This window comes from Acidobacteriota bacterium (genome assembly GCA_039028635.1).
In the GTDB taxonomy this organism is placed as follows: domain Bacteria; phylum Acidobacteriota; class Thermoanaerobaculia; order Multivoradales; family JBCCEF01; genus JBCCEF01.
Window position 1 is genome coordinate 1 of sequence record JBCCHV010000021.1, and the last position, 17,087, is coordinate 17,087.

Consider the following 17,087-nt stretch of genomic DNA (forward strand, 5'->3'; position numbering starts at 1 on the left):
CGGCGGCAAGAGCCGCCGAGGTCGGGGGTGAGGCCGCACGACATGTGCGTGCGGCCGAGGGGGGCGCCTCTCGCCCCCCTGAGACAAACAGCTAGCAGCGTTGGAAAAGTCGCGAAGCGGACTTTTTCAGCAGCCTGCTAGCAGCTGCAAGCCGTCTCCCCGCCTCAGCGATTCCCTGCCCTGCCGTCGAGCGCTGGGCCGCTGCCCGCCGTCGAGGATGTTCTGCGGGCGTTGACGGCTTTCCGGTCGAGGCGCTGCGGGCCGGCGTAATTGCAGCTCGGTCTACCTGCTTACGTAAATATTGAAATTACGCAAAATAAGAGAAGCGCGATCTCTCGATCGTCCCTAGGCTGCCTCTCGAATCAATCGAAGACTGATCGAGCCTGATCTATGGGCCCGTGGATGCGGGGACGGGCAGGGGTTTCCCGGCGGTTCGGCCTTGTGCGTCGACCTTTGGTCGATGCCGCCGCTGGAGCGATCCTCGCTGGTCGTCCGCTCTCGGGTCCGCATTGTCTGCGAGCTTCGAGGAACCCATTTCGAGGAGGAATTCCATGACCGCGAAGTCCCTCACGAGCAGGACTCGGCCGGGGCAGTGGAGCTGGGCGATCATCATCGCCGGGGCGCTGCTGTTCACGGCCGTTCCGACCGTGGCCCAAACCGGCAACAACGCCACCATTCAAGAAGTGATCAACCAGTTCAACGGCAACTGGCGCTTGGTGCAACGCACCAACCCGGACGGCACCGTGCATCGCCAGCCGCTTCAGGGCACCACCGTCATCGACCTGTCGCCGGCACCGACCGCCTTCGGGCTGCTCGGACCGCGTGCCCTCGGCACGATCTTCGCGCAGGAGTCGGGGGTGCTCGACGAGCGCTGCGACAACTGTGGTCCGGCGGAAGCCCGCGGGCGACCCTTCAAGATCGAATCGAGCGGCACCTGGGCGGTGAGCGTCGAATCGCAATCTGCCGATCACTACATCGTCTCGGTCAGTGCCGTGACTCGCATCAAGGGAAACTATGCGCCCTACCTGGAGGGTCTCAATGCAAACGTTCTGAGCCGCTACCGGGTGGCGAAGAAAGGGCAGACCCTGAGCGGCGAGTCGGGAATCGAGAAGCGCGGCCAACGGGATCGGGCGGCGGCCGAGGCCGGCGCCAACGTGCAGATTCTCAACGAGGTGACCTTCGCCAATCTGGCGGCACCTCCGATCACCGATGCCGGCGACCTGATTCCGCCCTACGAGACCGCCGATTCTTGCTGCTCGGTGGACGACCTGTTCATCGTCGGCGACATCATGACCATTCTCTACACCCACGGGGCTTCGGATACCTGGTCCCGGGCCCCGGCGACCGGAACCGGCTCGGCGGCGAAGGCCCCCAAAGCAGGCAAGAGGTAGCCCTCCGCCGAGGGCTGGAACAGGCGTCGATAGAGCGGGCGCCGAGGTCGTGGATTGGCCTCGGCGCCTTCTGGTTGGGCGTCGTTTGAGCAAGTCAGCAATCTGGGACAAGCGGCGGCCGCCCGGGCCCCTTAGCTTGACTCGGCGAGGCACCATGGACTTAAGACTGCTCGAAATCTTCTGTTGCGCCTACGAGGAGCGGAGCTTCTCCAAAGCGGCGCAGCGCCTGTCGCTGACCCAGCCCACGATCAGCGGTCACATCAAGACCCTGGAGACCTACTTCGGGACCTTGTTGTTCGATCGCCTGGGGCGGGAGGTCCGGCCGACCCGGGCCGGCGAGTTGCTGTTCGAGCAGGGGCGCCAGATCATCGACATCAAACGCAACATGGTCGATGACATGAGCCGCTTCCTCAACCGCCTCGAAGGGCAGCTCAAGGTCGGAGCCAGCACCATCCCCGGCGAGTACCTTCTGCCTTCGATCGTCGGAGGATTTCGCAAATCCAATCCGCGGCTCAACGTCCGGGTCACGATCCAGGGCTCCGGTGCGGTGTTGGCGGGGGTCCGGGAAGGTCGCTTCGAGGTCGGGTTCGTCGGGGCGCGGCCGCGCCACGGCGAGGACGTCGGCGGTGCTAAGGCACTGCACTACGAGCGCTTCGCTTCCGACCGCTTGGTGCTGGCGATTCCGCAGGACAGCCCCTGGCGCGAGCGTTCGGTTTCGACTTTCGAGCGCCTCAAGGAGCTTCCCCTGCTGGTGCGAGAGCCGGGCTCCGGCACTCGGGTGATGCTCGAGCGTCGTTTGACCGAGCTCGGCGAGAGTCTCGACGATTTCAACGTCGTCGCCGAGTTCGGCAGCACCGCTGCCGTCAAGGAGGCGATCAAGGCGGGAGTGGGATGCTCGGTGATCTCCGACCTCGCGCTCACCACCGAGGTCGATGCCGGCATCATCGCGACGGTGTCCTTGGCGGAGCTCGAGGATCTCGATCGCCACTTCTATGTCGCCCTCGACGAGCGGCGCGCCAATTCGCCGATCTGCAGTCTTTTCCTGGAAACCCTCCACGCGGAGTTCAAAGGCGCCTCGAGCCGAGTCGCCTGATTCCCTCTTGAAGCAGTTTCTCGACCGCGCTCCCGTCGGGAGTGCGAGTCGGGCTGGTCGAATCGGTTCTGTCGATCCGATTCGGGATCTTTCATTGGAAAATTCAATGGCTTGCCTCGAAGCCCTCGATGGATGAGTATGTGGGCTTCGTGCCACGACCAGGGAGCGTTGATCAAATGATGCGGAAACTACTCGGTACCCTCTTGACCCTTGGACTGCTGACCGCCTGCGGAGCAGAGCAGGCTCCAGCCCCGGTGCTCAAGTTCACCGCCATTCCGGACCAGAACACCACGGAGCTGATCGAGAAGTTCCAGCCTGTTGCCGAGCACCTTTCCGAGGCCCTCGGGGTGGCGGTGGAGTATGTGCCCTCGCGCGACTACCAGGCTTCGGTGGAGATGTTTCGCAACGGCGATGTCCACCTGGCCTGGTTCGGCGGGCTGACCGGAGTACAGGCCCGTCAGGCGGTGGCCGGTGCTCGGGCCATTGCCCAGGGCGAGGCCGACCCGCAGTACTATTCCTACTTCATCGCCCATCGCGACAGTGGCCTCGAAGAAGGCGAAGAGTTCCCGGAGGCAATGGCCGGCAAGAGCTTCACCTTCGGTTCCGAGAGCTCGACGTCGGGCCGGCTGATGCCGGAGTTCTTCATTCGCCAGGCCACCGGCCAATCGCCGGAAGAGTTCTTCGGCGCCCTGCCGGGCTACTCCGGCAGTCATGACAAGACCGTCGAGCTGGTCGAGAGCGGGCAGTACGAGGTCGGGGCGGTCAATTACAAGGTCTACCAGCGTCGGATCGCCGAAGGGCAGACCGATCCCGAGGTTTGCCGGGTGATCTGGAAGACGCCGTACTATGCCGACTACAACTGGACCGCCCATCCCGAGCTGGACACTCTCTTCGGCGCCGGCTTCGTCGATCGGGTGCAGGGCGCCCTGACTGCGATCGATGATCCGCAACTGCTGGCGGCTCTGCTGCGCGATCGATTGATCCCGGCCACCAACGAGGAGTTCGAGGGCATCCGCGAGGTGGCCGAATCGCTCGGTATGCTGCGCTGATCCCCGGCGCCAGGACGCCGAGGCAGGCTTCCGGCGATGAGAGAAGGAGCGAAGAGGTGCGAGAAAGGCAGGAGGGCTACGACCTCGAGCTGCGCCAGGTGGCGGTTTCCTTTGCCGAGACCGCTGCCCTCCGGCCCCTCGACCTCACCATCGCGGCCGGCGAGCGAGTGGCACTGGTAGGGCCTAGCGGAGCGGGGAAGACCACCCTCCTGAGGCTTCTCGGGGGAGCTTTGGCGCCGACCGCCGGCGTCCTGCGGGTGGCCGGTCGCCCGCTCGCCGAGCTCGATGCGGTAGAGCTGCGCGATTACCGCGCCACGGTCGGCTTCGTGCACCAGGACCTGCGCCTGGTGCCCAACCTCCGGGTGGTGCGCAATGTCCTCTCGGGGCGCCTCGGCCGCTGTTCCCGCCTCGCGGCGCTGCGACTCCTGATGTTCCCGCCGGCGGCGGCCGTGCGCGAGGTCTATGAGCTCCTCGCCCGGGTCGGGATTCCGGAAAAGCTCTACCAGCGAACGGATCGCCTCTCCGGCGGACAGCAGCAGCGAGTGGCGGTGGCGCGGGCCCTTTTCCAGCGCCCCGCCGTCCTGCTCGCTGACGAGCCCGTCTCGAGCGTCGACCCGGCGCGCGCCCGGGATACCGTCGAGCTGCTGACCGAGCTCGCCGCCGAGGCCGGCCTGAGCCTGGTGATGAGCTTGCACAGCAGCGACCTGGCAGCGGAGTACTTCCCGCGCCTGCTCGGCATGCGGGCCGGCCGGATCCTCTTCGATGGACCACCCGCTGAGGTCGCCTCGCGCTTCGGCGAGCTCTACGACCTGATCGAGCCCCCGGCCCTCGCGATCGCCCGCAGGGCGGCCGCTCCTCCATGACAACCGACGCCGTCGGCTCTCCGGAAGGACCTCTACCTCGGGGTCTGCGTTGGCGTGGCGAGCCCACCTGGTGGCTCGCCGTCGGGGCCCTGCTGGCAGGGGCCTGGGCGGTCTGGGAGCTACGGCTGTGGCCGCAGCAGCTGATTCCCCACGGCGGGGGCTGGTCGATGGTCGGCGAGTTTCTCGCTGCCGCCTGGCGCCCGGCCCTCGACTACCAGGCGGCGAGCGTGCCCGCCAACACGCCACCGCTGCTGTGGAAGGCTGTCTCGGCCGCCGGCACCACCGTCGTTTTCGCCGCCGCCGCCATGAGTCTGGCGCTGGTCGCCGGCCTGGTGCTCGGCTGGGCGGCGAGCCGGGGGGCCGACCTCGAAGGCACTCTTTCGCTCCGGGCGCGCTTCGCCTACGGCTCGGCCCGGACGCTGATCGCCGCCATGCGTTCGGTCCACGAGCTGCTCTGGGCGGTGCTCTTCCTGGCCGCCTTCGGGCTCAGCAACCTGAGCGCTGTTTTCGCCATCGCCATCCCCTATGCCGGGACCTTGGCCAAGGTCTTCTCGGAGATGCTCGACGAGGCGCCGCGCGACGCCGGTGAGGCTTTGCGCCAGGCCGGCGCGGCGCCGTCTTCGGTGTTCCTTTTCGGCCTGCTGCCCCGCGCCTTGCCGGACATGGGCGCCTATGCCTTCTACCGCTTCGAGTGCGCTCTGCGCTCCTCGGCGGTGCTCGGCTTCTTTGGCTATCCCACCCTCGGCTACTTCTTGGCGGCCTCCTTCGAGAATCTCCATTTCCGCGAGGTTTGGACCTATCTCTACACCCTTCTGGTTCTGATCGTCGTGGTCGACCTGTGGAGCGGCGTGCTGCGCCGTCGGTTGGTGTCATGAGCTCCGTCGAGCACGAGATCCGACGCCTCCATCGCCAGCGGCCGCGCAGCCTCTTGCTGCGCATCAGCGGCTTGGCGCTGGCTGCTCTGACGGCCCTCGCCTGGATCGTGGGGGATTTCTCTCTCGGCGCCTTTTTGGCACCGCGCCGCCGCGCCAATCTCGAGCGTTTTCTCGGTGAGCTGGTGCCTCATCCCCTCCAAGGCCGAGACTTCGATCTCGGCCTCGCCGCCTCTTGGGTGGGCGAGATGATGGCGACCCACGGCTGGGCCGCCCTGCGGGCCACCGCGGCGATCTCCGTGGCGGCCATCCTGCTGGCGACCTTCGGGGGCCTCTTGACCGCCTTCCCGGCGGCTCGCAATCTGGCCACCGCCGAGCCCTTCCTGCCGTCTTCGGGGCGCCCCCGAAGGGCACCCTGGAAGCTCCTCGTCGGGCTCTCCCGGGGCCTCCAGATCCTCTCCCGCGCCTTGCCCGAGTACGTTCTCGCCTTCCTCTTCCTGGCCCTCTTCGGACCGTCCGCCTGGCCGGCGGTGCTCGCCCTCGCCCTGCACAACGCCGGCATCCTCGGAAAGCTGACCGCCGAGGTCGTGGAGGACCTCGATCCGCGGGTCCCGGCGGCGCTCCGCGGCCTCGGTGCCGGCCGCACCCAAATCGCTCAGGCGGCGGTGGTGCCGCTGGTGCTCAACCGCATCCTGCTGTTCGTCTTCTACCGCTGGGAAACCTGCGTCCGCGAAGCCACCGTTTTGGGCCTCCTCGGCATCGTCTCCCTGGGCTACTGGATCCAGGACGCCCGCGCCCGCAACCACTATGACGAGATGTTCTTCTACGTCCTCCTGGGGGCGATCCTGGTAGTGGTCGGCGACATCGTCTCCACCTGGGCGCGGGGTCGAATTCGAGAGGCCGAGTAGGAATCTCGGTCTCTCCTCATTCTTGGCCAGACCGCCTCACCGGTGGACCTCGAGGCGTCGGGTCTCGCTCTCGACGACGGTGCCATTGTCATCCTCGGCGACCACCTTCCAGAAGTAGATCTGGTTGTCTTCGACCTCCTCGACGCGACTCGATCCGGTAGAGCCGCCGAGGATCCAGAGGAGCGCTGCCAAGACGGCGATGGCGAGGAGGAAGAGCACGGCCCTGCGGTGGCGCCATCCAGTGAAGATGAGCAGCAGAAGGAGGAGCAAGATCGCCAGCAGAGCGATGCAGGCGTAGAAGATCCTCAGCTTCGGCGACCCCCAGGGAGCGGGCAACCCGCCGTCTTCGATCACCGTGCAGTGATTGAAGTCGTAGAGCTGATCGGAGCTCCACAAACAGTGGCGATAGGTCATGGAACCGCCGGCGGGGGCCGCTTCGGCGGTCCAGGTGAAGTCGACCTTGCCGGCTGGCAGAATGGCGTTGTTGGCGGGTTCGCCGAGCTGTGGCATGGCCGCCATCGGCAGGGAGGCGATCTTCTCCGTCCAGAGATAGGTTTCGGCGAAGGCTGCTTCGCCGGTTGCTGCGACGTCCACCACACAGTTGTCTTTGCGTTCGAGATCGACCAGCCCGGCGCACAGCCTTTCGGCTTCGGCGACGGGGAGCGGAGCCGGAGGAGTGTTTGCCACCGGTCCGCCCGGCTGAGGGGGCGCGACGCAGCCCTGGGACGACTGTCCCGGCCAGGCGGGGAGGTCGAAATCACCCGCCTGGAGTCCGGGTTCGTAGTCGAAGAGGGAGGTCGTGGCGTTCACCCGCCAGGAGTTGGCGAAATCTACGTAGAGGTCTTGGTAGCGCTGCGCAGGGTCTGTCGGCCGTGGTCCCAGAAATGAGCCGTCGGCGAGCGCCGGCAGCCACTGACCGGGTGCGATCGCTCCCATCACACCTGCCACGGCGCGGGCGTGGCGGACGTCGATGTTCATGAAGCTGAGATTCATCGACGACCAGTGGCCAGGTGTGATGACCACGGTGGTTCCGCCGGGGAGTTGCACCTGGACGCCGCCAGGGGCGGCGGTCTCGAGGACCCGCCCACCGGCCGCCAGGGGGAATGGCCCTGCGCTCACGTCGATGGGCTTACCGTCGACCCGGAGGATCAAGCGGCCCGCGGAGGAGCCGCCTTCGGCGCCGGGTTCGAAATCGCCATCGATCGCGAGGCCCGGCTGGTAGGTCACCCGGTGCGGTCCGACGCGCAGGGCGACCGCGGTGTTGACGCTGGCGCAGGTCGACAGGCCGGTGTGTCCGTCGGCCGGCAGGCGCCCAAAGGTGGGGGCCGCCGTCTGCCGGGCCTGCAGCTCCATGTCGATGTCGCGCAGCAGGACGAACTCGCCGACGCTCTGGAAGTCGTAGTGCACGCCGTCGACGGTTCGAATGTGGGGATCCCCTTCGGTGTTGGGCCGGCCGCCGATGATCCAACGCCGGAAGGTCTCGATGTCCGTCTTGCTGAGCGGCGGTCCCTCACACGGCATCAAGCCGTTCGGACAGCGCTCGTCGGCGATGTCGGGGTCGGTGGGGTCATCCGGGTTGGCCGCGTTGTAAGGCTCGAAGGGATCGTAGGGATGGGCCAGGTTGCCGTAGTCCGTGATCCGCTGGTAGAGGTCGCTGCCGGTGACATTGATCCCACTGCCGACCGGGCACGGCGAAGTCCCCGGAGGGCAAGCGGGGGCGGCGATCAATGAGCGCGCCTGCCTCATGGACCGCCAGAGTCGGCGCTCGCCGGACGGTGGGTTCTCATCCTCCGAGAGATCCAAGGACGTACCGTAGGAGTGGTACGGCGGGTAGCCGAGGCCGCCGTGGCATTCGATGCAGCTCTTGTTGAAAATCCGTTGGATGTCCGTATAGGTCGGAACCGCGGCGGCGGCGGCCGGAGTCAGCCGCCCGAGCTCGGTCCGGGCGAGGGCACAGGCGTCGGCCGTCGCGCCCAAGCTGGCACGCAGCTCGGTGGTCAAACCACCGGTGTAGTTGCTGAACAGATCGGCGAAGGTGTAGGTCCGCGAGCGGCCGCGGACTCCCATCGACCACTTGTCGACGGAGACCCCCAGGGGCTCCAGGAAGTAGCGATAGAGGGCCACCGGTGCCGTGTTGTCCGGTGCGGTGGTGTTGGGAGGTGCCGGATCCGTCGAGTCATCCTCGCGGTCGACGTAGGCTCCTTCGGGACGGGTGAGACCGCTGCTCATCACCGTTTCATCGCGGTGCATGCGTTGCCTGACGTCGATCGGTCGGCGGAAGATCTCCTGGCGCAAGCGCTGCAAGGAGGTATCGGTGCCGCCACCGCTGGCGGTGACGCCGGCGGTGCCCGCCCCGTAGTCCTGGATCAGGCCGTCGATGATCGGCGGCGGTGGCGGCGCGGTGCCGAGGCTGGGATCGTAGGCGTAGACATCGTTGGTTCGCTCGAGGGTGGTCGCCTGGATGTCGGCCTTGCGCCGAGTCAGGCTTTGGGCCCGGCGGCGGGTGTCGTCGTAGAGCTGATCGAAGGACATGCCGTTGCGCGCGTCGAAGAAGGCCGCCACGGCGGTGGGCAAGGCCGGCGAGATGGTCTGGGTGTTGTTGATCGCCGTCCCTCCGTTGACCGTGTAACAGCCCTCGGCGATGGCCAGGGCGATGGGGCGTACGTCGATCGGCTGGTTGCCGGTGGCCACCGGGTGGTTGTTGAGCTCATCGCCGATGCGCTGAGGGTTGGGGCCTTGGGTGAGACGATCGAAAAGCTCGACCCCCCGTCCTTCGTCGCTCCGCGGCTGGGTCGAGTGGTGCAGCGTCAGGAAGGCTTGATCGCGCTTGACCTCGGTCCCGCTGGTGCCCGCTCGGCGGTTGAATTCATAGGAGATCGTCGGGCCGCTGCCGGTGGGGCGCGGCTCGGTGGTGACGGCGGTGCCCGTTGGGTCGAAGCCGAACACGACATGGCCGTCGTTGGCGCCGCCATTGAAGACATCGCGTCGGATGCGGTGATCGGGGACTCCGGTGGCGGCGGCGATGGTCGAGCCATTGGGCACATTGGGGGGCTGCAGCTCGAGCTGTTCGATGATCGATCGCACCTCGGGCTCGGTTTGCCAGGTCCAGAGGTTGAAGAGCTTGCGGAAGGCGGCGGCTTCGACCGTGCCGCGGTAAATGCGATCGCGATTGAATGGCAACATGCCGCCCCAGCTGTCATAGGTGTCCCAGTTGGGCTTGGACTTGGCCGGGATCGAGCGCGGCGTGATGCCATCGGTCCCCGGAGTGGTTCCGCGGTTGAGCACGTTGCGCGTCGTGTGGCAGGCGAAGCACTTCTTATCGTCGATGGAGACGCCCCGTGGGCGGCGCGGGAAGCGCGCCTGGACGCCGGGGGTGGCGGGATCGATGTCGTCGCCCATCGGATCGATGTCGTCGAGGACGATTTCATGAAAGCGGAAGTTCTTGAGAGCCGGGTCGAACTGCATGAACTCGATGGCGTTGGGGTGCGAGCCCGGATAGGAGCTGTGCGTCGTCATGCCGACGGTGAAGACATGCCGGGCGTCGGCACTGGGCATCAGAATGCGCGGTGACTCGGCGGTTCCCGTTTGCAGGCTCTCGGAGCGCGGCATCAGAATCCAGTTCTGCTTGTAGTCGTCCGGCAGGGCGGCGATGAACTCGGCCGGCGTATCGATCCCGGCGTTGGCCGCAAGGCCGAGAAAATCGCCGATGCCGCTGCGACTGCGGTCGGCGGCGACGTCGGCGATCTGGGCCGGAGTCAGGCGGTTGATGGCGGTGGCGGGATTGAAGTTCGCCCTGACGGAGTAGGTTTGGCCGGCCGCCAGGGTGAGGCGGCATTGGTCGGCGGGCGTCGCCGGCAGAGAGTCCGGGCAATCGCCCCCCCAGCCGGTGAAAGTCGATCCGCTGTCTTTGGGCGCCGCGGTGAGAGTGAGGACAGTGCCGGCGGTGAAGCCGCGGGTGCAAACCTCGGTCACACCCGGAGACACGGCTCCGCAGGCGATCGGCGAGCCAGAGATTTGCCCTTCGCCGAGGCCTGTCGGCATGACGCGCAAGGTCTGAGCGGTGGCAGGTAGCGCGATGGTGAGGAGGACGAAAAGCGTTCCGAGCGATCGGTGAATAGCTGCCGCGGGATGGAGGCAGGGGTGGTTCATATTTACTCCCAGTCGTAGGCTCACTACTTCAGAAACTGCAGGGTGACTGGTTGTATAGGTGAACGGCCCGCGGCCGGTGTTACCTCGCGGTGCAGTCCCGCATCGCTCGCCGGAGGTCGAAGGCACGGGTCGGCCTGCGACCGGCCCTTGGGACCGTCGCGGAAGGCCTCGCCTTGGATGGAGAGCGTTTTCTGGGGGCGCTCAGCCCCCTGAAACAAACGGCTAGCAGTGCTGGAAAAGCCGCGAAGCGGAATCTTTCAGCAACCTGCTAGCAGGCTGCTGAAAAAGCCGCGTGGCGGCTTCTTCAGCGCCTGCTGTTTATTTCAGGGGGGCTAAAAGGCGCCCCCCTCAGGCGCGCGCATGTCGCGCGCCTTCACCCCCGTCCTCGGCGCCGAAGGCGCCGCCTCGCCCGCGGGGCGCGGGGTTCCACGCGGGCCAGAAGCCCTCGAACCTGAACTTTTTCAGCAGCCTGCTAGCTCGCTTAAGGAGAGCTCACCAGGATCCGCTCGTCGCCGACGCGGCGGGTGAAGCCGCTGGAGTCGAGGTGCTCGAGGAGCGGCAGGGCGAGCTTGCGGGTGAGGTCGAAGCGGTCTTTGAAGTCGGGCACCGAGAAGCGCTCCCAGCCGCTGGCGGCGAGATCTTGGCGCAATGCCTCGAGGGTCTTCTCGGCGACGATCAGGCCTCCCGGCAGGCGCACCACCTGGCCTTCGTCGATGACGAAGCGCAGGGCCGCGTCGAAGGCCTCGCCGGCGCCGCCGACGATCAGCGCCAGTCCCTCGGCGCTGTTTGCCGCCAGTCCGGCCGCCTCGGCCTCCTCGACCAGCCGCGCGGCGATCTCGGCTTCGGCTCCCGCAAGCTCGACGCGGCGGCCCGGCTGGCGCAGCAAGCGGCCATCGACTTCCACGATGTTGCGCTCCGTCAGGAGGTCTAGAAGGTACTGCACCAGCGGCGGTGGCGAGGCCGGCAAGATGCGCCGGATGGCCTCCGCCTTCGGGATGCCGCGGGCCAGACGATCTTTCGCGAAGTAGGCCGCGAGGACTTTGCGGGCCCGCGTCTCGACGCCCGCGATGCAGGCGGGGTCGAGCCACAGGTCGCTGCTGTTGGGAACCTCGATCAGGCGCTCCTGCTCGGCTAGCTGGCGCAGCTCGGCGACCACCGCCGAGGCCGGGACTCCGAGGCGTCGAGAGATCTGCTCGGTGGCGATGCCGCGCTCGCGCTCACCGCGGGCCCAGCTCTCGATGGCGCTGGCGCGATCTCCCACCAGGCCTTCCAGGCTGGCGGCGATCTCGGCCTTGCGGCGCCGCCGCCAGCGCGGGTCGAGGATGTCACCGCCTCCGAGGGTGGTGAGCGGCGAGGGGCGCCGGATGATGAAGCGGTCGCCGCGGATGGCGTTGACCGGGGCCGCCAGGCGAAGCTCCACCAGGCCCTCCTCTCCCGGCTCCAGGGCCTTGCCGTCGAGCGGGCGCAGGCGGCCGATGACCTCGCTCGAGTAGAGGTGGAGACGGATCGGCGTGGTGCCTTCGATGGCGTCCGGGGCGTCCGGCAGCAGGCGCAGGCGGGCCGCCAGGATGCGACTGCCCTCGAAGATTCCGGGGGTGGTCAGCTGTAGGCCGCGGGAGAGCTCGTCGAGGTCGACGCCGGTGAGCTGCAGGGAGGTGCGCTCGCCGGCGGCGGCGACCTCGCGCGCCTGGCCGTGGACCTGGACGCTGCGCACCCGCACCGCCTGCCCGGAGGGCATCAGCTCGAGCGCGTCGCCGGGACGGACCTGGCCGCTCGCCAGGGTGCCGGTGGCGATCACCCCCAGACCCTTGAGATGGAAGGCGCGATCGATCGGCAGGCGGGCGGGGTCGTGATCCGCCACCTGTACCGCCTGCCGGCGCCCGAGGTCGAGAATCGCCTGACGCAGCTCGGCGATGCCCTCTCCGGTGAGGCTCGACACCTGGTGCACCGGCGCGTCGGCGAAGGGGGTGTCCTCGAGCAGCTCTTGCAGCTCGAGCTCGGCGAGCTCCAGCACATCGTCCGGCGCCAGGTCTTTTTTGGTCAGGACCACCAGGGCGGAGGGGATGGCGAGCAGCGAGCAGATGGCAATGTGCTCGCGGGTCTGGGGCATCACCCCTTCGTCCGCCGCCACCACCAGCAGCAGGATGCGAATTCCGCCCAGGCCGGCCAAGGCGTTGTGCAGAAAACGCTGATGTCCGGGGACGTCGATGAACCCCACCTGGAGATCCTCCTCGGCGAGGTGGGCGAAGCCGAGGTCGATGGTGATGCCGCGCTCCTTCTCCTCGGCCCAGCGGTCGCAGTCGACGCCGGTGAGGGCACGCACCAGCTCGGTCTTGCCGTGGTCGATATGGCCGGCGGTGCCGACGATGACGCGCAGCATCAGGATGGGGAAGGGGGTCGGTTCATGGTCGTCGAATGCCTTCGGTTGGCAAGTCTGAGCAAGGTGGGGGAGCCGGGCTTGTCTGAGATTGCTGCCTTGGCGCGGGTGTCGGCACCGCTCATAGGGCGCGGCATGCGGCCACCAGGGGCGCGATCTCGTCGGCCGCCAGGGTGGTGAGGTCGAGGAGCAGGGCGTCGTCCGAAACCCGGCCGAAGATTGCTGGATCACCGGTGCGCAGGCGCGCCGCCAGCGAGCTCGCGGTCTCCCGGCTCGGGGTCAAGCGCACCGCCCAGCTCGCGAAGTCGAGGGTCGGCATCGAGCCGCTGCCGGCCTGGGCCCGGCTGGGAACCGCTTCGCAGTGGATCGCCGGCAGCTCCTGGAGCTCGGCAGCGAGGGCTCGGGCACGCTCTTCGAGCTGCTCGCGATCGGCCAACAGGCGGCGCAGCACCGGTAGCGCGTCGATCGCCGCTTCGGGCCCGCCGCGGTAGAGCTGCAGGGTGGCTTCGAGGGCGCTGTAGATCAGCCGCCCCGGGCGGAAGGCGCGGAACAGCGGGTGGCGCCGGCAGCGCTCCACCGCCTCGCGTCGGCCGGCGATGATGCCGGCCTGGGGACCGCCCACCAGCTTGTCGCCGCTGAAGCAGACCAGGTCGGCGCCGGCGGCGATGGAGCGCGCCACCGGCGGCTCGCCGGGGCGACCGAGGGGGCCGAGGTCGATGAGGGAGCCGGATCCGAGGTCGTGGACCACCGGGATGCCGTGCTCGCGGCCGATCGCCGCCAGCTCTTCGATCTCGACCTCCTTGGTGAAGCCCTCGACGCGATAGTTCGAGGTGTGAACCTTGAGGATCATGGCGGTGTTTTCGTCGATCGCCTGACGATAGTCGCGGGCATGGGTGCGATTGGTCGTGCCGATGTCGACCAACCGCGCCCCGCTCTCCTCCATGATGTCGGGGATGCGATAGGAGCCGCCGATCTCGACCATCTCACCGCGCGACAGCAGCACGCCGCGACCCCGCGCCAGGGCCGCCAGGATGATCAGTGTGGCGGCGGCGTTGTTGTTGACCACGGTGGCCGCTTCGCAGCCGGTGAGCTCGCGCACCAGGCGGCCGCAGCCCTCGTCGCGGCCGCCGCGCTCGCCGCTCTGCGGGTCGATCTCGAGCCGTTGCGCACCGGGACCGACGGCGGCCAGCCGTTGGGCCACGGCGGGCGCCAGGGGGGCGCGGCCGAGGCCGGTGTGGAGGATCACCCCGGTGGCGTTGATCACCGCCGAGTAGTAGGGCCGGGCGCGCTTCTCGAGGGCTTCCGCCAAGCGTGCCGCGATGGCTTCCGGGGCGAGGTCTTCGGGTCCCGCTTCGCCGGCTCTGACGGCCTGCCGCAGGCGGTCCAGCAGGTGGCGCGTTTGGCCCACCACCTCGCGTCGCGGATGGTCCTCGAGAAGGCGGCCGACGGCGGCGCTGGCGAGCAGTTGGTCGACGGGCGGAATCGCCCTCAGCAGGTTCTCTTCGGTCATCGGCCCGGGCCTCCGGATAGGTCGGCGGGATGATAGCGCAGGAGCCTCCACCGGGGCTCCTCCAGGGCCTCGATTCGGGTCCTCTGAGGCCTCTGAAACAGCCTTCCAATGGTCAGGCCGAAACGGCGTATCGTCTTTACCTATATGGGTTTCGGCCAATCGAGCAAATTGGGAGAAGAAAAGGTCTAGGGCCAGATCTACGGTTGATCGTGAGCTGATACATGGACCTCGAAGGAAGCCGATCAAGGGCTTCGGCCCGGTTTCCAAGGGGGTAGAAAAACGAGTTTCATTCGCGCCGTCCGAGCCTCTTCGAACCCTTTCTTTCGGGGCGGTTTGGGCGGAACGGTTACGAAGGGCCTGAGAAGTCGAGTCACCAAAACTCACGAACAGGAGGTACCCATGCTGAAAGAGCGGAAAGCCGGTAGAGACGCCTTGCTGTTGAGCGTCCTCGCTTTCGCGTTGATCGCCCTCGGGGTCACCCCGGCGATCGCCGATGCCGGTGCCAGCAAGTCGCTGGTCGAGTGGGACGCCGAGGCGTCTGAAGAGCTGGAGCACGCCTACCACATGCTTCACGATTCCTGGAACAAGCTGGATGTGGCGGCGCTCCAGAACATGTTGATCGGCGACGACGTGCTCGCGACCTTCGACATGGATCCGGACACCCATCAGCCCATCAAGCTGAACTCCAAGGCCGACATGGACGACTTCACCTCGCGGGTGATCTCCGGCTTCAAGGCCGAGAACATCAAGGTGAATGCCAAGCACCCGATGATCAAGTGCCGCGCCTCCAATGGCATCGGCATCTGCACCGAGGAGTGCACGATCCACCTCTCGATGCCGAATGGCGAGAGCGCGGTCGAGCTGCTTCGGGCCTCCGCCGTCGCCGTCAAGCACGTCGATGGCTGGAAGTTCATCCAGTGGCACATGTCCCAGGCCGGTCCGCTCGAGACCTTCGACGCCAACGGCAATCGGGTCGCGAAGTAGGGGTCCATCGGACACCGATTCCAGCTCGACAAGTCGATTGATTCAAGGAGACTTTGATGACAAGAACCTCGAAGCTTCTCTGGGTGGCGCTGCTGGCGCTCCTCATGCTCGCGGTGGTGGGGCCGACCACCGTCGCGGCAGAGGAGAGCACGGCGGCATTCGCCCAGGACTCGAAGAAGGGGAATGCCGATGATCCGGACGGCACGCGCCGGATCGAGGAGGCCATCCGCCTCTTCAACGGAAACTGGATTCTCTACAAGCGCTACAACCCGGATGGTTCCGAGCACCGGCAGCCCCTCCAGGGCACGACGGTCATCGACCTGAAGCCGGTCTACTCGACCTTCGGAATTCTCGGCACTCGCGCCCTGGGCACCATCGCGGCTCAGGAGTCCGGTGTGCTCGACGAGCGCTGCGACAACTGTGGTCCGGCGGAGGCCCGTGGCCGTCCGTTCAAGATCGAGTCGAACGGCACTTGGGCCGTCACCCTCGGCGAGGACGAGAACAAGTCCTTCGTCGTGAAAGTCGCCGCGACCTCGCGGATCAAGGGCAACTACGCGCCCTACCTCGACGGACTGAACGTCAAGGTCGATACCTCTTACCGGATCGCGAAGCCGGGCAACACCCTGCGGGATGGTGCCATGCTCAACATGCTGAAGCCGGTGATGTTCGCCAATCAGTCCTCTCCTCCCACCACCGATGACGGTGAATTCATTCCGCAGCATGAGACTGCGGACAGTTGTTGAGCTGCCGAAGCCCTCGCCGTGAGCGAGGATGGCACGATGCGCATCGACTACACCCACGGTGCACACGACATTTGGGTGAAAGAGGGAAGCCCCGGCGCCGTCCGCCTGAAGGTGGGCCGCTGATCGAGCTTCTGCAGGACTGAAGGCGTGAGGAGCGGGTCGCCCGGTGGGCAGCCCGCTCCCAGGCCGATCGCGGCTTCGAGAGGTTCTCTGGAAGCCGCGATTTGCATTTTCTAGATTCGCGGGTGCCCTATTCCGCGGCGGGGGTGAGCATGCGACGAGTCGGTCTCAAGGTGTTTTGTATTTTGGCGTTGGTGGCGGCTCTCGGGCTGCTGCTCATGACCCACGGGGCGTTGCAGGACAGCCCCGGAACGCGCACGACGCTGCGCGATACTCCTGCCCCCCTCGAGAACCTCTCGGGCCTGGGCTGGGACGGCGAGGCTCTGTGGATGACCGTCGATGGTGGCGGGGGCATCCATCGCGTCGATCCCCACAGCTGGGAGGTGCTGCACCGCTTCGATTTCGCGATCGAGAAGACCGGTGGCATCACCTGGGACGGCACCCATCTCTGGCAGCTCGCCTACGAAGTCCAGAAGATCTTCCGCCTCGACCCCGAGAGCGGCGAAATCCTCGAAGAGTTCCCGACACCGGGCGAGGGCATGTGCGCCGGGCTCACCTATGACGGCGAATCGCTGTGGGCCTCGAACTTCAGCGACAAGAAGTTCTATCGCCTCGACCCCGACGACGGTGGGCGGGTGATCGAGTCCATCGGCGGCTACTTCGAAGCCACCGGGCTGGCCTGGGACGGCGAGTACCTGTGGAACGGCCTGCTGGTGGGCACCGAAAGCTTCGGTCAAGATCCGCCGTACACCGGTTTCGTTCAGCAGCGCGATACAGAGACCGGCGAGACCCTCTCCGTCTACCACGTGCCCGGGGTCGGCGCCGGCGCCGCCGCCTGGGTGCCGGGCCAGGCCGAGGCCGCCAGTCGCTACTGGTGGTACGACTACTTCCACAACCGCATCGTCGAGGTGCGTCGGGAACGCGACCCCCTGTTGGGCTTGCGGACCTGGGCCGCCCTCGCTTTCTTGCTCGCCGCCGTGGCCGCGGTGGCGGCGCTCCGGGTCTAGATCAAAGCGAAAGGAAAGAGA

Annotated in this window: 12 protein-coding genes; 9 read left to right on the forward strand and 3 right to left on the reverse strand. The window is 67.1% G+C overall.

Features of this window, described 5'->3' with window-relative positions:
• Positions 1-551 precede the first annotated feature (551 nt).
• The 6 genes from AAF604_10430 to AAF604_10455 all read left to right on the forward strand — a co-directional run bounded on the left by AAF604_10430 (position 552) and on the right by AAF604_10455 (position 6,176).
• Positions 552-1,391 carry a hypothetical protein gene (locus tag AAF604_10430; GenBank protein MEM7050069.1) on the forward strand — a complete coding sequence of 280 codons (840 nt, stop codon included), beginning with the start codon at positions 552-554 and terminating at the stop codon, positions 1,389-1,391.
• A 154-nt stretch (positions 1,392-1,545) separates the two neighbouring features.
• Complete coding sequence (locus tag AAF604_10435; protein MEM7050070.1) at positions 1,546-2,484, forward strand: selenium metabolism-associated LysR family transcriptional regulator; 939 nt, start codon at positions 1,546-1,548, stop codon at positions 2,482-2,484.
• Between the two features lie 176 nt (positions 2,485-2,660).
• A complete protein-coding gene (locus tag AAF604_10440) occupies positions 2,661-3,533 on the forward strand; it encodes a putative selenate ABC transporter substrate-binding protein (protein MEM7050071.1) in 873 nt (290 codons plus the stop codon).
• 56 nt (positions 3,534-3,589) lie between these two features.
• Positions 3,590-4,396: an ATP-binding cassette domain-containing protein gene (locus tag AAF604_10445; protein ID MEM7050072.1), complete on the forward strand. Its 807-nt coding sequence runs from the start codon at positions 3,590-3,592 to the stop codon at positions 4,394-4,396.
• Complete coding sequence (locus AAF604_10450; GenBank protein ID MEM7050073.1) at positions 4,393-5,271, forward strand: ABC transporter permease subunit; 879 nt, start codon at positions 4,393-4,395, stop codon at positions 5,269-5,271. The genes AAF604_10445 and AAF604_10450 overlap by 4 nt, the downstream gene beginning before the upstream one ends.
• Complete coding sequence (locus AAF604_10455) at positions 5,268-6,176, forward strand: ABC transporter permease subunit (GenBank protein ID MEM7050074.1); 909 nt, start codon at positions 5,268-5,270, stop codon at positions 6,174-6,176. The genes AAF604_10450 and AAF604_10455 overlap by 4 nt, the downstream gene beginning before the upstream one ends.
• Before the next feature lie 36 nt (positions 6,177-6,212).
• On the opposite strand, the gene AAF604_10460 is transcribed toward AAF604_10455, so the two are convergent.
• The 3 genes from AAF604_10460 to selA form a co-directional block, all read right to left on the reverse strand.
• Positions 6,213-10,148: a hypothetical protein gene (locus tag AAF604_10460; protein ID MEM7050075.1), complete on the reverse strand. Its 3,936-nt coding sequence runs from the start codon at positions 10,146-10,148 to the stop codon at positions 6,213-6,215.
• 658 nt (positions 10,149-10,806) lie between these two features.
• A complete protein-coding gene (gene selB / locus AAF604_10465; protein MEM7050076.1) occupies positions 10,807-12,705 on the reverse strand; it encodes a selenocysteine-specific translation elongation factor in 1,899 nt (632 codons plus the stop codon).
• A 118-nt stretch (positions 12,706-12,823) separates the two neighbouring features.
• A complete protein-coding gene (gene selA / locus AAF604_10470) occupies positions 12,824-14,212 on the reverse strand; it encodes an L-seryl-tRNA(Sec) selenium transferase (protein ID MEM7050077.1) in 1,389 nt (462 codons plus the stop codon).
• A 399-nt stretch (positions 14,213-14,611) separates the two neighbouring features.
• On the opposite strand from selA, the gene AAF604_10475 reads away from it, so the two are divergent.
• From AAF604_10475 to AAF604_10485, 3 genes are all read left to right on the forward strand, one after another.
• Positions 14,612-15,196, forward strand: coding sequence for a nuclear transport factor 2 family protein (locus AAF604_10475; protein ID MEM7050078.1), 585 nt, complete (start codon positions 14,612-14,614; stop codon positions 15,194-15,196).
• A gap of 56 nt (positions 15,197-15,252) precedes the next feature.
• On the forward strand, positions 15,253-15,939 hold the full coding sequence (locus AAF604_10480; GenBank protein MEM7050079.1) for a hypothetical protein: 687 nt from the start codon (positions 15,253-15,255) through the stop codon (positions 15,937-15,939).
• A gap of 272 nt (positions 15,940-16,211) precedes the next feature.
• Positions 16,212-17,066, forward strand: a complete 855-nt coding sequence (locus AAF604_10485; GenBank protein ID MEM7050080.1) for a glutaminyl-peptide cyclotransferase — start codon at positions 16,212-16,214, stop codon at positions 17,064-17,066.
• Positions 17,067-17,087: the final 21 nt, after the last annotated feature.